Here is a 15,139-nt window from a genome sequence, read left to right as displayed (position 1 = left end):
TCAGCTGACGGGGCGTTGTGCGCCCGCCTGCTTACTTGTACCATGTTCCTCCGAAGCCCTGGTAGTTGGGGTTGTCCTTGTAGTCCTGGGCGGGGATGGGGTAGGTGTTGTACTTGTCGTCCACGCCGCGTCCTTCTTTCACGCCGCCTTTCCACTCCCAGAGGTAGTCGGACGAGGTGAACTTGCCAAAGCGGCGCAGGTCGCTGCGGCGTCTGCCTTCCCAGTAGAACTCGCGGCACCACTCGTCGAGCAGGTAGTCGGCGTCGAGCTTGGCGGACGTCACGAGGTCCTTGCGGTTGCGCATCTGCTGCAGGGAGGCGATGGCTTTGACGGCTTCTGCCTTGTTGCCCTCGCGGAAGTAGGTCTCCGCCACGATGAGCTGTGCCTCTGCCGTGCGGAAGAGAGGTACGTCGGTATCGGGGTCCGAGGGGTCGCTGGCGGGCTTGCCGTCGCTGCGGAGGTTGCTCCACTTCACGACACGCAGCCCCTTGTCGCCGGCAAAGTTGTCGGTCGGCTGTGCGCCGTTGCGGTCGTTGCTCACCGAGTGCTTGCCGCCACCGACACCGCCGTAGAAGAGGGCGCGGTCGTCGCCGGCTTTCGCCACCATGTCGTCGGTGCCGATGCCGTGCTCCCGGTCGAAGGTTATGACTTCCTGACGGCTGAAGTTCTCATACTCCGACTTGAAGTCTTCGGGTTTGAGGTAAGGGACGTCGTCGAGCGTGGGGAAGAACTTGAGGAGGGTCGAGCTCTTCAGCAGGAGGCAGTTCCACGTGTTGGAGCTGAGGTCGGGCATGACCGGCTTGGCACCGTCGCGCGAGGCGCAGACCAGGAACTTGGCGGCGCTGCTCGCCTCTTTCATCCGTGTTCCGTCCTGACGGATGGGGAAGACGATCTCCGGACGCACCGCCATGTTGACGTCGTTGTCCGCCATGAAGAGCGCCTTGTAGTGGTTCGTCAGGTGGTGGTAGCCGTCGGTGAGCACCTTGTTGGCATACTCGCGGGCTTCTGCCCAGTGGGCGGTGCCGGTGTAGACCTCGGCATTCAGGTAGAGGCGTGCCAGGAGCAGCCAGCAGGCTGACCGGTCGGCACGTCCGAAGGGAGCCTGTCCCGGGGCATAGAGGTCCGGCTCGACGGCTTTCAGCTCTGCCACGATGTAGTCGAAGAGCTCCTGTCCTGCCTTGGGCACGGGGTTGTTGTTGTCAAAGACCTCCTTCACCGGAGCCACGCCCCAGAGGTCGAGGTTGTACCAGTAGTGCAGGGCGCGGAGGAAGCGCACCTCGGCACGCCGTCTCACGCTCTCGGCATCGTCCTTCCCGGCGAGGTTGCCGAGCAGGAGGTTGTACTGCGTCACGTCGTATCCGAGGCGGAGCCATGCCCACTCGGGGATGTTCGTGCCGTTGTCCCAGCTGAGGTTGGTCAGAGCGGGGATGCCGGCATTCTCCTGCCACTGCCAGATGACGCCGTCGGCAGGATACTCCTGCAGGGAGAACACGGTGCGGTAGAAGCCTGCCTTGTCCTCGTCGGAGCTGAGTCCCAGGTTTCCTTCGCTGCCCAGCAGGGAGTAGGCGAACGCGAAGTTCTGGTCGATGTTGTAGGCAGGCTGTTGGGGGTCGATGGGCTGTATGTCGAGGTCGTTGACGCAGGAGCCCATCCCCAGTCCGGCCGCCGTAAGGAGGACAGCCGGAAGGATATGCTTGAAGTACCTTTGTTTCATAATCATGATGTGCTTTTGGGGTGGTTAGAATTGCAGGCTCAGACCGAGCAGGAAGGTCGTGGCACGCGGATAGGGGTTCTTGTCCATGCCGCTGGATACTTCCGGGTCGAGTCCGTCATACTTGGTGATGAGGAAGGGGTTCTGCACGGTGGCATACAGACGGCCCGTGGCTCCTCCGTAGTAGATGCTCTTGAAGAGGTTCTTGAACGAGTAGCCCAGGGTGATGTTGTCGCAGCGCAGGAAGGAAGCGTTCTGCACGAAGTAGTCCGAGCGGTAGTTGCTGAAGTCGGTCCAGCCCAGGTCGATGGCTTCCTTGATGACGTTCACGTAGGTGTTGTTGGCGAACAGACCGTCGGCTGCCACGTTGGCGTTCTCTGCCAGGCGTCCGTAGTAGACGTAGTTGTTCAGGCTTGCACGCAGGGCGAAGCTGAAGTCCCAGTTGCGCCAGAGCATCTTCGATGTGAGGCCCATGAGGACGTCGGCTGCCGGCTTCTTGTACATGTAGCGGTCGTCGAGGTCGATTTCCCCGTTGCCGTTGCGGTCGACGAACATGCCCTGGATGGGTTTGCCGTCGGCGTCATACACCTGCTGGTAGACGTAGAACGAGCCGGCAGGGTAGCCCACCTTGTGTGCCTGTGCCTTGTTGCCGTTGCCGCGCGGGGCGTCGTCGCCGCTGTCCACGTAGTAGGAGTCGTTGTCGGCATCGGTCAGCCGGGTGATTTCGTTGTGGTTCCAGGTGGCGTTGAAGGAGAGGTCCCACGTGAAGTCGTTGGTCACGACAGGCTTGGTGTTGATGCTGAACTCCACGCCGTAGTTCTCCAGCGAACCGATGTTCTTGATGAGGCTGGAGCTGAGGTTGGTGCCCACGGGAATCTTCACCTTGTTGATGAGGTCCTTGGTCTCGCGGTAGTATCCGTCGAGGCTTCCGGAGATGCGTCCGTTGAGGAAGCCGAAGTCGAATCCGGCGTTCCACGTGGTGGTCTGCTCCCACTTCAGGTTCTGGTTGTAGGCGTTGGGGCGCAGGGTGTTGTAACCCTCGTCACCGAAGAGGTACTGCGAGTACTGGTTGCTGATGTTATAAGTCGGCAGGTACGGGAAGTCCTGGTCCACGACCGCCTGTTGCCCGGTGATACCCCAGCCCAGACGGAGCTTCAGGTCGGAGAGGGCCTCGACGTCGCGCAGGAAGCCTTCCTCCTTCATCTTCCATGCAAAGGCTGCCGAGGGGAACTTGCCCCAGCGGTTGTCGTCCGAGAAACGGGAGGAACCGTCGAAGCGCATCGTGAAGGTGAGCAGGTATCGGTTGAGGAGCGTGTAGTTCAGACGGCCGAAGTAGGACACCAGGGAGTTGTGGGTGCCGTATGCCTTCTCGCTGCGCTTCTCCTCCTTGTACTTCTGCTGGAGGTAGCTGTCCCAGCCGGCGCCCTGCGAGTAGCCGGTGCGGTGGAAGTGCTGTTCCTCGCCGCCGACCATCACGTCGAGCGTGTGGTTGCCCAGCTCCTTGACATACTGGGCGTAGGCATTGAGCGTCGTGCTGTACTTGAACTCCGTCTGCATGCCGTCCCATCCGTAGTAGTTGTTGCTGTAGGAGTAGGGCGAGATGACGGTGCGCTGCGTGCCCTCTGCATATTCACCGCCGAGGCTGGCATGGATGCGCAGGTCGGGGAGGAAGTGCACGCGGTAGTCCATCTCGATGTTGCCGATGAAGTCGTCGCTGCGGGAGCCGTCGTTCTTCTGATGCAGTTCGGCGACCGGGTTGCGCGGAGAGTTCTCATAGGGTTTGGCGGTCCAGTTGGGGTCGGACACGGCAAAGCCCACCGACTTCTGGTAATAGCCGCCGAAGAACTTCACGGCGTCGGGGTCGTCCGAGTAGACCGGGCGTGTCGGGTCCATGGCGAGTGCCGAACCCAGGATGACGCCGGCGTCCACGAACCGGTTCTTCCCGTGCATGTATTTCGCGTTGATGTTGAATCGCAAGTGGTCGTCAAAGAACGACGGGGCGAGGTTCACTGCGGTCGTGAACCGCTGGTAGTTGGACGTCTTGATGATGCCGTCGTTGTAGTTGTATCCCATCGAGACGCGGTAAGGCATGTTCTTCAAGCCTCCGGTGACGGAGATGTTGTGCTCCGTGCTCACGGCTTCGCGGAAGATTTCGTCCTGCCAGTCCGTGTTCGCATCGCCCAGCGGGGTGTCGAGCTGTGCGCCGTTGTCCTTCAGGTGCTGGATGTAGGCACGGTATTCGTCGCCGCTGAGGACGTCGTATTTCTTGGTAGCGGTCGCCATGGAGACATAGCCGTTGTAGCTCACCTTCGGTCCCGAACCGCTCTTGCCCTTCTTGGTGGTGATGATGATGACACCGTTGGAGGCACGCGAACCGTAGATTGCGGTGGCAGAAGCATCCTTCAGGACGGTGAACGTCTCGATGTCGTTCGGGTTGACCATGGAGAGTCCGTTGGACATACCCTTGATGCCGCTGTTGTCGATGGGCAGTCCGTCGATGACAATCAGCGGGTCGTTCGATGCGTTGAGCGACGAGCCGCCTCGGATGCGGATGGTCGAACTGCTGCCCGGCGCGCCGTCGTTGCTTATCACGCTCACACCGGCGACCTTGCCGGCGAGCATGTCCTGTGCGCTGGTGGTGATGCCCTTGCTCAGTTCGTCGGGCTTGATGGCGCTCACCGAGCCGGTGGCATCGTCCTTCTTCACCGTACCGTAGCCGATGACCACGACGTCGTCGAGCAATTCAGTTGCCTCTTCCAGGGTAACATCCATCGTGGGAGAGACAGGGACCTCCCGGGTGCGGTAGCCCAGGAAGGAGATGACCAGGACATCACCTTGGTTGGCTTTCAAGGTGAAGCGTCCGTCGATGTCGGTAATGACACCCTTCGTCGAACCCTTGACGGCGACGCTTGCGCCGATGAGTTCCATGCCGGCCTTATCTCTGACAACGCCCTTCACCGTGATGGCTTGCTGTGCGAAAGCCTGCACGGAGAGCATCAGGCATGCTGCCGGAATCATGAGTTGTCTGCTGGAGACTTGAATGATTGAGTTCATCTTCATGCTATTGTGTTTAAGTTAAAAATCCGATAGTAAAGTAAGAATGTATGTGCAACGGCTTATTCCACCGGCTTGATGCTGATGGCATAGCCTCCGCCCACAGCCGCACGCAGGGTGAGCTTGGAGCGGGAGTTGATTTTCTTGCGGGTGATGGTGTATGCCTGGGGATTCGTCTGCCAGTGGGCATCCTTGGCGTCGGCGTAGATGGTTGCCTCGTAGGTCTTTCCCGGGGTCAGGAAGTTGAAGGCAAGCTTGGACACATGTCCGTTGTAGCCTGCCGTGCAGCCCACGAACCAGTTGTCGGTGCCCTTGGCGCGTCGGGCAATGGTGACGTACTCGCCCGGTTCCGCTTCCAGGTAACGGCTCTCGTCCCAGTCGATGGCGACGTCCTTGATGAACTGGAAGGCGTCGAGGAACCGCTCGTAGTTCTCCGGCACGTCGGCTGCCATCTGAAGCGGACTGTACATGGTGACGTAGAGTGCCAGCTGACGGGCGAGGGTGGAGCGCACCTGCGAGTGGTTGTCCGGGTTCATCTTGTCGATGTGTGTCTCGAAGATGCCCGGCGTGTAGTCCATCGGTCCGCCGATGAGGCGGGTGAAGGGCAGGATGGTGGTGTGGTTGACGTTGTTGCCGCCGAAGGCTTCATACTCCGTGCCACGTGCCGACTCGTTGCCTATCAGGTTGGGATAGGTGCGGCACAGTCCGGTGGGGCGCACCGCCTCATGGGCGTTGACCATAATCTTGTAGTCAGCGGCCTTCTGTACCGCGTAGAGATAGTGGTTGACCATCCACTGGCCGTAGTGGTGCTCTCCGCGCGGAAGAATGTCGCCCACGTAACCGCTCTTCACGGCGTTGTATCCGTGGTCCACCATGAAGCGGTAAGCCTGGTCCATGTGGCGTTCGTAGTTGCGCACGGCCGAGGAGGTCTCGTGGTGCATCATCATCTTCACGCCCTTCGAGGCGGCATAGCGTTGCAGCTCGTCCACGTCAAAGTCCGGGTACGGTGTCACGAAGTCGAAGACGTAGTCCTTGCTCTTGCCGAACCAGTCCTCCCATCCTTCGTTCCATCCTTCCACGAGGACGGCGTCGAAGCCGTGCTTCGCTGCAAAGTCGATGTACCGTTTCACGTTCTCCGTGTTGGCGGAGTGGCGGCCGTTGGGCTTGGTCTTCGTGTAGTCAGTGATGCCCAGCTTCACGCTTGCCAGGTCGTCGGTGTACGCCCAGGTACCCCGTCCGGTAATCATGTCCCACCAGACACCTACATACTTGACAGGCTTGATCCACGACGTGTCCGTCAGCTTGCACGGCTCGTTGAGGTTGAGCGTGATGCGCGAGGCAAGGATGTCGCGGGCATCGTCGCTCACGATGATCGTACGCCACGGCGTGTGGCAGGGCGTCTGCATGTAGCCCTTGTCGCCCCGTGCGTCCGGTGTCAGCCAGGAGCGGAACACGAGGTTGCGGTCATCGAGGTCCAGGTTCATGCACGGGTAGTCCACGAGTGCCGCCTCGTGCAGGTTGATGTAGAGTCCGTCGTCGGTCTTCATCATCAGCGCCGTCTGTACGCCGGTGGGCGAGCTGAGCGTCTGCGAGGAGTTCTCGGTGTAGGCTTTCTTCATCAGGCCCCGTATCTCGGAGAGGCGAGAGGTGGTGTAGTCGTACTCCTGCGTGTCATAGTCGCCGGGAATCCAGAAAGCCGTGTGGTCTCCCGCCATGGCAAACTCCGTGCGCTCTTCGCGGATGACGAAGTAGTTCAGCTCCGGCTGTTGCGGGAACTCGTAGCGGAAGCCCAGTCCGTCGTCGAACAGGCGGAAGCGGAGCACCAGTTGCCGTTGTGTGGCTGCCTGGTCAAGCGTCACCTCCAGCTCGTTGTAGTGGTTGCGGATGCGGCTCTCTTCGCCCCACACCGGGGTCCATGTCTCATCGAACGTCGCGGTCTGCGTCCGGTTGATGCTGAATCCGGTCATCAGGTCTGCTTTGGCATCGAGACGGTCGGCATCCTTGCGCTCGGTCCATTCGAAGTCGGTCTTCTTGTTGGCATCCTCACGCTTCAGTTCCAGTCCCAGCCGGCTCGGCTTGATGACGGGGTGACCTTTGTACGTGAGTTCATAGACCGGCGTTCCCTGGCTGTTGAGGCTGAAGTCCAGCGTCAGGTTGCCGTCGGGTGATTTCAGTTGCTGTGCCCCGGCGGAAAGCCCGAGGAAGCAGCAGAGGGTGAGTATGAGTGAATGTTTCATAAGGATAATGGTATAGGGATGATTTGTTTGTGTTCCGGTCAGAATTCGAGGAGGAGCGCGTCGCGTGCCTTCAGTTCCAGCTTGTCGGTCAGCTGACGGGTCTGTCCGTTCAGGAAGTCCGTCGCCTCCTTCCGCGGAAGGATTTCGGCGTATGGCTTCAGGTCAAGCGTCTGCGGACGGTCCGTCCCGTTGAGCATGACCACCACCGAACGGTCTCCGTAGCGTCGTTCGTAGACATACACTCCGTTGGCGATGGAGAAGTGCTTCAGCGACCCCTTGGCGATGACCTCGTTGCCCCTTCGCCAGTTGAGGAGCCTGCGTGCATAGTCGAACGCCTCGTTCTGCAGTTCCGTCCGTCCGGCACGGGTGAAGCAGTCGGTCTTGTCGCCCTGCCAATCGCCCGGGAAGTCGCGGCGCAGGCATCCGTCACCCTCCGCCTTGTCTGCCGCCATGAGAATCTCCGTCCCGTAGTAGAGTTGCGGGATGCCACGGGTGGTGAGCAGGAAGGCCAGTGCCTGCTTGTAGCGGTCGAGGTTGGCAGTCTGCTCCTCCTTCGTATAGAAACGGGAGGTGTCGTGGTTGTCGAGGAAGATGAGCAGATGCATCGGGTCGGCATACACGAAGTCCTGCGTCAGGTAGTCATAGAGCCCGTACAGTCCGCCGCTCCAGTCGGTGGTCTCTTCGTCAAAGGCACGGTTCATCAGCCCTTGCAGGGGGAAGTCCATCACGGTGGGCAGGAAGGAGTTGCGCGGAGCTGCCAGCCGGCTGTCCTTTTGCCAGGCGGACACCAGCACGTTGCTGTTGAGCCAGGTCTCGCCCACGATGTTGAAGTGCGGATATTCGGCAAGCACCTCCCGGCACCATTGCGCCATGAAGTCGAAGTCGGCATAAGGATGCGTGTCCTGACGGATGCCGTTGATGCCCGCATACTCGATCCACCAGATGCTGTTCTGGATGAGGTAACGCGCCACGTGGCGGTTGCGTTGGTTGAAGTCGGGCATTGACCGGGTGAACCAACCGTCGGTAGCGATGGTGCGTTCATAGTCTGCCGCATGGGAGTCGAAGACGGAAGCCGTCTTGTAGGAAGTCTGTACGTATTCCGAGCGGAAGTTGAACCAGTCCTTCGAAGGCTTGTCCTTGAACAGAAGGTTCTCTGCACCGCAGTGGTTGAATATCATGTCCATGACCACCTTCATGCCCCGGGACTGTGCCTGCCGGGTCAGTTCGCGGAACTCCTCGTTCGTGCCCAGCCGACGGTCGACCTGGAAGTAGTCCGTGATGGCATAGCCGTGGTAGGACCCCTCGGGCATATCGTTTTCCTGGATGGGGTTGAGCCAGATGGCGGTGATGCCCAGGTCAGCCAGATAGTCCAGGTGATCGGCAATGCCCTTCAGGTCTCCCCCGTGACGGGCATACTGCTCCGTGCGGTCCACACCCTGTTCGAGCATGCCGGGGATGACGTCATTCGCTGTCGAACCGTTTGCGAAACGGTCGGGCATGATGAGGTAGAGCACATCGGATGCATCGAAGCCTTGGATGTCGCTGCCCCGTCGCGTACGTGCCTTCAGTTCATAGGGCACCGTGGCTTTCTGCCGTCCCTTCTGGAGGAGGATGTCAAACGTCTGCGGCTTGGCTTGCGACAGGTCGACGTATAATAAGAGGTAGTTGGGATTATCCAGCACGACGGTCTCTTGCAGGAGAACGCCTTCGCCCCGGATGGAGACGTCGGCAGATGCAAGGTCGTCACCATAGAGCATGATTTGCAATTGGGGATTCTTCATGTCAGCCCACCAGAACGGGGGTGATACTTTCTTTACATGGAAGGTGTTTGCGGCAACCGTTGGCGAGACTGTTCCCAGCAAGCAGGTCATCAAAGTCATTAGCAACGTTTTCATGATATTCTCATTTGGTTCTGCACAAAGATAGGCACTATCAACAGCCTTTGGGTAGGCTGGAAAATAAATATAAGTCAGTAGAAATATTAGTCCTTTGTAAATAAGGTAAATAGCTTTTATCGGATACCCGGATAATATAAGTCAGAAGGAAGCTTTTTCCGGAAAAATAAAGGTGTTTATGGAGTGCTTCTACCTCTTTTTTCGTATGTTTGTCGCTACGAACCACGAAAGATATGCAAATGAAAGCCATGAAGACCTGTTTTCTCCTGATGGGGATGCTGTTCGGGTGGACGGCGGCTCCACTTTTCGGACAGGATTACGACCGTCAGACCAAAGAAATATTGGAACAACTGGACCGGACCATCCGTCACAAGAGCGACTGTCACCGTCTGAAGGAAGCGAGGATTGACAGCCTGAAGCAAGTCCTGCAGACGGCAGCCACCCCACAGGAGCAATGCGACCTTTGTGGCTCACTGTTCTATGAATACCTGCATTACCAGGCAGATTCCTCCCTTGCTTATGTCGAACGCAAAGCCCGGCTGCTGCCCCGGCTGAACCGTCCCGACCTGGAAAACGAAGTGCGTATCAACCGTGCCGAAGTGATGGGTGTCATGGGCATGTACAACGAGGCAGGCACCGAACTGGCACGCGTGCATAAAGACGCTCTCTCGACAGGCGGACTGCTCTACTACTACCACACCCAACGGGCGTATCACGGCTGGCTTGCCGACTACACCGCCTACCAACCTGCCAAGGAGAAATACCTGAAAATCACGGAAGCCTACCGCGACTCCATCCTCAGTATCATTGGTCCGGGACTCTCCACCGACATCGTCCGTGCAGAAAGGCTCCTGCTTGCCGGCAACCCCGACGAGGCGCTGTCGCTGTTGGCGTCGCATGATGAAGACGGAATGACCATGCCCAACCGTGCCTACCTGAACTACACGCTGTTCGAGGCCTGGCAGAAGAAGGGGGATGTGGAGCACGAAATCTACTACCTTGCCCGTACTGCACTGGTTGACATCCGTATGGCTGCCCGCGAATATGCCTCCCTCCAACGGTTGGCAAGGCTGATGTATGAACAGGGAGACCTGGCACGGGCATACCGCTATATGGCATGCTCCATGGAGGATGCGGTGGCATGCAACGCCCGTCTGCGTTTCCTTGAAGTCACGGAATTCTACCCAATCGTCGAACGCGCTTATCGTGACCTGGAAGAGAAGAAGCACGACCTTCAGTACGTCATCTCCGTGAGTGTGAGCATACTGGCGATTCTCTTCATCACACTTGCCGTCTACCTCTATATCAGCATGAAGAAGCTGGCGCAGATGCGTCAGAACCTCTCGATTGCCAACGGACAGCTGATGGCTGCCAACCGTACGCTGGAAGAAACAGGCAAAATCAAGGAGGTCTACATTGCCCGTTACCTGGACCGCTGCGTGATGTACCTGGAGAAGCTGGAGCAATACCGACTCTCGCTCGACAAGCTCTTGCGTGCCTCGAAGATGGACGAGCTGGTCAAGCTGGTACGCTCGGACAACTTCCTGCAAGACGAGCGGAAAGCGTTCTACAAGGAGTTTGACAAGTCGTTTCTCGACCTTTTCCCCAATTTTATCACCGATTTTAACCAACTTTTGACCGACGAGGGCAAAATTTACCCCAAACAGAATGAACTACTCAATACAGAACTTCGTATCTTTGCGCTCATCCGACTGGGAGTGACCGACGCCAACAGCATCGCCCACTTCCTGGGCTACTCCCTGGCGACGGTCTACAACTACCGCAGCAAGATACGGGGCAAGGCCCGGGGCGACAAGGATACCTTCGAACAGCAGGTGATGAACCTCTGACACGTCGCTGCCGTCATCTCCATTACTTTCCCACTGCAACTCAATAAAGTCTCTTTATATACACCTTTATATATTATCAACCTAAAACAGTTTTGTTCAGCCATGAAAGTAATGCCGGATTTAAGTTTCTGGAAGTTGTGGAACATCAGCTTTGGATTTTTTGGCGTGCAGATAGCCTACGCCTTGCAGAGTGCAAATATCAGCCGTATCTTTTCAACCCTGGGTGCAGACCCTCACAGCCTGAGTTTCTTTTGGATTCTTCCGCCGCTGGCGGGCATCCTGGTCCAACCCGTCGTCGGTGCATTGAGCGACCGTACCTGGACGCGCTTCGGACGCCGTATTCCCTACCTGTTTGTGGGGGCACTGGTGGCGGTGCTGGTCATGTGCCTCCTTCCCAATGCCGGCAGTTTCGGCATGACCGTCTCCACTTCCATGATTTTCGGACTGCTCTCGCTGATGCTGCTCGACACCTCCATCAACATGGCGATGCAGCCCTTCAAGATGATGGTGGGCGACATGGTCAATGAGAAGCAGAAGGGGCTGGCATATTCCATCCAGAGCTTCCTCTGCAATGCCGGTAGCCTGGCAGGCTACCTCTTTCCCTTCCTGTTTGCAACCGTAGGCATCAGCAAGGTTGCACCCGAAGGTGTGATACCCGACTCCGTCATCTATTCCTTTTATATAGGTGCCTTTATCCTTATCCTCTGCGTGGTCTACACCACGGCAAAGGTCAAGGAGTATCCTCCCGCCCTCTATGCCGAATACCACGGGATAGCCGACGACACCCGGACGGAAAAGGTTGGTGTCTTCACCCTCCTGCGTCGTGCCCCCAAAGCCTTCTGGACCGTAGGATTGGTACAGTTCTTCTGCTGGTCAGCCTTCATGTTCATGTGGACCTACACCAATGGGGCGATTGCCGCCAATGTCTTCGATGCCCCCGTGGTGGAACGTGTCATCGACGGTATGAACCGTGTGGTGCTCGACACCAGTTCGGTGGAATATCAGACGGCAGGCGACTGGGTTGGTGTCTACTTTGCCGTGCAAGCCGTCGGTTCCGTGATTTGGGCTGCCGTCATCCCCCTGTTCAAGAACCGGCGCTTCGTCTATTCATTGAGCCTGTTCCTGGGTGCTGCCGGTTTCATCTCCACCTTTTTCATGCACGATGTCTATGCCCTCTTCGTGTCCTTCCTGCTGATAGGTTGCGCCTGGGCAGCCATGCTTGCCCTGCCTTTCACCATCCTGACGAACTCCCTTTCCGGTGGACACATGGGCACCTACCTTGGTTTGTTCAACGGAACGATTTGTGTGCCGCAGATTGTGGCGGCAGCTACCGGTGGCTTGATACTGCGTGCCCTTACCCCTGCCGATGGGTTGGCATCGGAAGGCAGCATGCTCCTGCTGGCAGGTCTGTTGCTGCTGGTGGGCACCTGTTGCGTGGTCTTTGTGCGTGAGCAGAAGTAAGGCAGTGGTGTGTTCGACGCATGCAAAACAAACATAGCCGTGTGTCTCATGTACGTTGTACATGGATGCACGGCTTTTTTGCACACATACGATAAGCAGGAATATTCCCGGACTTAGGGGAGGAGGCAGGTGGGATGATTACCTATACCCTGTCAGAGAACCGCGACAGCTTTACGTATGTTTTCAAGCACAGCGGCAAGTTTACTGTTTCGCCGTGCAGTCTGCATATTGTAGGCAGACTGCATGTTTACCCATACATGGGCAGGGATGCCCGTTGCCGCTTCGATTTTCAATGCATATTCAGTTGTTACTGGGCGTTTACCGTTCACAACTTCGTTAAGTACGGAGTAAGAAACGCCGATGAGGGCGGCGAACTTCCTTTGCGATATGTTGCGAGCCTCTAACTCGTCTTTCAGTATTTCACCGGGGTGTATTGGTGTGGACGGCTGTAACTCATGCGGTGCATATGTTTTCTTTGCTGTTTCCATATCGAATGTCATTTGTAATGGTTGCTGATATCCAATAGACGGCAAAGTGTAATTATTTGCTCGTTAAAGACTTCATGTACGGTAAATTCAAGCCTGTATTTGCGGTTTATTCTCACGGAAGAGATACCCTTTTTATCACCTTGCAAGACTTCATAATTTAGAGCATTGTTCTGGAACAAGTCAGTAATAGCATTGGCAGATGAAAGCAGAAAAACAGCTTTCTGGTAGCCCCTTATTACTTCAGGTTGGTAGCGGTGTCTCTTGTCGTTTGTGCGCCCTAGCTCGTACAACTCACGCAAGTAGTCTTTATCGAACTCGATATACATAATGCCTTGTCTTTATGTGTACAAAGATACTTCCTTATTCCTATATTCGCAAATTGTCTAACACTTTTCTGAAAGCGATGTTATCATTTTGACATTTCCCTCTCATCTGAAAGACGGTGTTGTCAATTTGTCAAACGAATGCCCTGAAAACGGCGATGCTCGCGCCAAAATACGGCTTGCTGGATTTTTTTGAATTCTCAGGCGATTCGCAAAATACACTTTGAAATGATAGGACCGCATTTACCTGTCTTTTGTCTATGTATTGATTGGATACAGCCGCGGTGAATTCTTCCTTCAGCCGAAAAGCTGTGCATAATCACACGCTCGCATTGTGCATCCTGACGGACAAACTAGAGGTGAATGAATATAAATTAATGTATAAGAACTGCAAAACAAGCCTTTTCCAGTCCAAACATTTTTGTTCGACGGACGAAACAATATTGTTTGGGTCGTCAAACAATATTGTTTCACGTGCCAAACACAAGTGTTTGACTTCTCAAACAATATTGTTTCGCCGTATAAATATTCGTTTTTGCCCCTGCTTCTGAATATCTATGCGTTCCGTCTCGCATGAATATTCCTAAAATAACCTACTTTGCCCGATTCCTCAAAAATACGCGTTAGCTGAAACGTATGTTTTGGGTGAATCTGTCAAGCGGAAGTGAAGAACTGGTTGCAAAAAGATAGTATCGTATCTCTGTGAATTGCTTTTATAGGGAAAAGCTGCTTGTGGTTTGGTGAGTCTTAACTATTTGCTATATTTGTAGTTTCTAGGAGAATTCTGAAAAGAACTGCCACGCTTTGTTGTGGTAAGTCTTCTAAACCTTAATGAATCATATAGAGAATGTAATCCTCCAAATATGTTAGAATTTAAGCAACCATTTCCATAAAGGGACAAGCTCTATATGAAAACCATCTTTTTCAATAAGGTTCTCTTCTTCCATCGTTACGACAATCATTCTGCTGATTGGTTGAATCGAATGTAGTTTTATTAGCCCATCTATCTCACGTTTAGATGTGTTTGCATCAGTCATGGAATATGACACCTGTACAGCCAGTTTTTCTTCAGGAACGACAAAATCGACTTCTGCATTCTTGCTATTCCAAAAATAACTTCCATCACCATATTTGCGTCGGAGGGTTACTGCTACAATGTTTTCAAGCAAAGAAGTGTTGGCATCAACAAGGAAAAGATGGAGCAGGCCATTATCCGTGAAATAATATTTGCGATTTGTCTCCTTGTCTTGTAACTTGCCATACAGATTCTCATAGGGTAATATGAGCCAAGTGTCTGTCATATATCCTATATAATCGATAGCTGCATCTGTACTTAGTTTTTTGCCTGTACTACTGACAATGCTTGCAATTCTGTTATATGAAAGAGGCTGCTTCACGCTTTCAGCCATTTTGCGTATCATCACACGCAACGCATAATCATTGCGTATTCTGTATCTTGCCACTAAATCGCCGAAGAATATTTTGCTGAACAGGTTGCTCATCCATGAACGTGTTTCTTTCATGCCTACAGTTTCCGGTAACCCACCATGTTGAAAATAAGTGTTCGTCAACTTCACAATCTGTTTTCCAAATACAAACATTGCATTCTTTTCAAGTATATCAATACCACTGGCTTTCAGATATTCTTTCAAGGAATAAGGGTACACTTCATATATCATATACCTGCCTCCAAGTGTGGTTGCAATCTCGCTACTCAGCATTTTTGCATTGCTGCCAGTGATGTATACTTGATATTTTTGGTCTGCCAACCTACGCGCAAATTTTTCCCATCTATCCACCAATTGTATCTCGTCCAAGAAGAATATTGGACGAGAGTCATACATTTCCTCATAGCATGTTTTTATTAAGTCGAGATCTTTTACCTCCAAGGAATCTATTCGGTCATCCTCAAAATTGAAATATAATATTTCCTCTTTTTTATGCCCTTGCTCTATCAATTGCGCTATGCGTTGGAACATCAAGTATGATTTACCAGCATGCCTCAATCCCACAAATACATAATTAAGTCCGTCCACAAATTCCACATCACGAGGAATGAGTTCAACTCCTGATACATATGATTGATATTCCGAAATAAGCAGTTTTATCAAATCTTTTGT

Annotated in this window: 9 protein-coding genes; 2 read left to right on the top strand and 7 right to left on the bottom strand. The window is 54.7% G+C overall.

From position 1 onward, the window contains the following. Window positions 1-31: 31 nt before the first annotated feature. Genes M3087_RS11645 through M3087_RS11630 form a run of 4 tightly spaced genes read right to left on the bottom strand, consistent with a single transcriptional unit; the run spans window position 32 to window position 8,900 of the window. Entirely contained in the window at window positions 32-1,714 is a 1,683-nt protein-coding gene (locus M3087_RS11645; protein WP_249095881.1) for a RagB/SusD family nutrient uptake outer membrane protein, read from the bottom strand. Window positions 1,715-1,738: 24 nt separating this feature from the next. After that, a complete protein-coding gene (locus M3087_RS11640; protein WP_249095880.1) occupies window positions 1,739-4,771 on the bottom strand; it encodes a SusC/RagA family TonB-linked outer membrane protein in 3,033 nt (1,010 codons plus the stop codon). 56 nt (window positions 4,772-4,827) lie between these two features. Continuing rightward, window positions 4,828-7,002, bottom strand: coding sequence for a glycoside hydrolase family 97 protein (locus tag M3087_RS11635; RefSeq protein ID WP_249095877.1), 2,175 nt, complete (start codon window positions 7,000-7,002; stop codon window positions 4,828-4,830). Window positions 7,003-7,040: 38 nt separating this feature from the next. Then, a complete protein-coding gene (locus M3087_RS11630; RefSeq protein WP_410797081.1) occupies window positions 7,041-8,900 on the bottom strand; it encodes a glycoside hydrolase family 13 protein in 1,860 nt (619 codons plus the stop codon). A gap of 236 nt (window positions 8,901-9,136) precedes the next feature. Here M3087_RS11630 and M3087_RS11625 point away from each other — a divergent pair, with 236 nt between their 5' ends. Beyond that, window positions 9,137-10,747 (top strand): DUF6377 domain-containing protein, encoded by a 1,611-nt coding sequence (locus M3087_RS11625; RefSeq protein ID WP_022385086.1) that lies wholly within the window; start codon window positions 9,137-9,139, stop codon window positions 10,745-10,747. A 102-nt stretch (window positions 10,748-10,849) separates the two neighbouring features. Next, window positions 10,850-12,208 carry an MFS transporter gene (locus tag M3087_RS11620; protein WP_249095875.1) on the top strand — a complete coding sequence of 453 codons (1,359 nt, stop codon included), beginning with the start codon at window positions 10,850-10,852 and terminating at the stop codon, window positions 12,206-12,208. A gap of 152 nt (window positions 12,209-12,360) precedes the next feature. Here the strand turns inward: M3087_RS11620 and M3087_RS11615 are convergent, their stop codons facing one another. The 3 genes from M3087_RS11615 to M3087_RS11605 all read right to left on the bottom strand — a co-directional run. After that, the gene (locus M3087_RS11615; RefSeq protein WP_022385089.1) at window positions 12,361-12,696 is read right to left on the bottom strand and encodes a HigA family addiction module antitoxin; all 336 of its coding nucleotides are present in this window, start codon (window positions 12,694-12,696) and stop codon (window positions 12,361-12,363) included. Window positions 12,697-12,704: 8 nt separating this feature from the next. Further along, entirely contained in the window at window positions 12,705-13,022 is a 318-nt protein-coding gene (locus tag M3087_RS11610; protein WP_022385090.1) for a type II toxin-antitoxin system RelE/ParE family toxin, read from the bottom strand. A gap of 863 nt (window positions 13,023-13,885) precedes the next feature. Further along, on the bottom strand, window positions 13,886-15,139 hold a 1,254-nt coding region (locus M3087_RS11605), incomplete at its 5' end, for an ATP-binding protein (protein WP_249095873.1).

The organism is Mediterranea sp. ET5 (assembly GCF_023337025.1).
In the GTDB taxonomy this organism is placed as follows: Bacteria; Bacteroidota; Bacteroidia; order Bacteroidales; family Bacteroidaceae; genus Phocaeicola_A.
The sequence above is the reverse complement of the archived record's forward strand: the minus strand, read 5'-3'. Positions and strand labels throughout refer to the sequence as shown.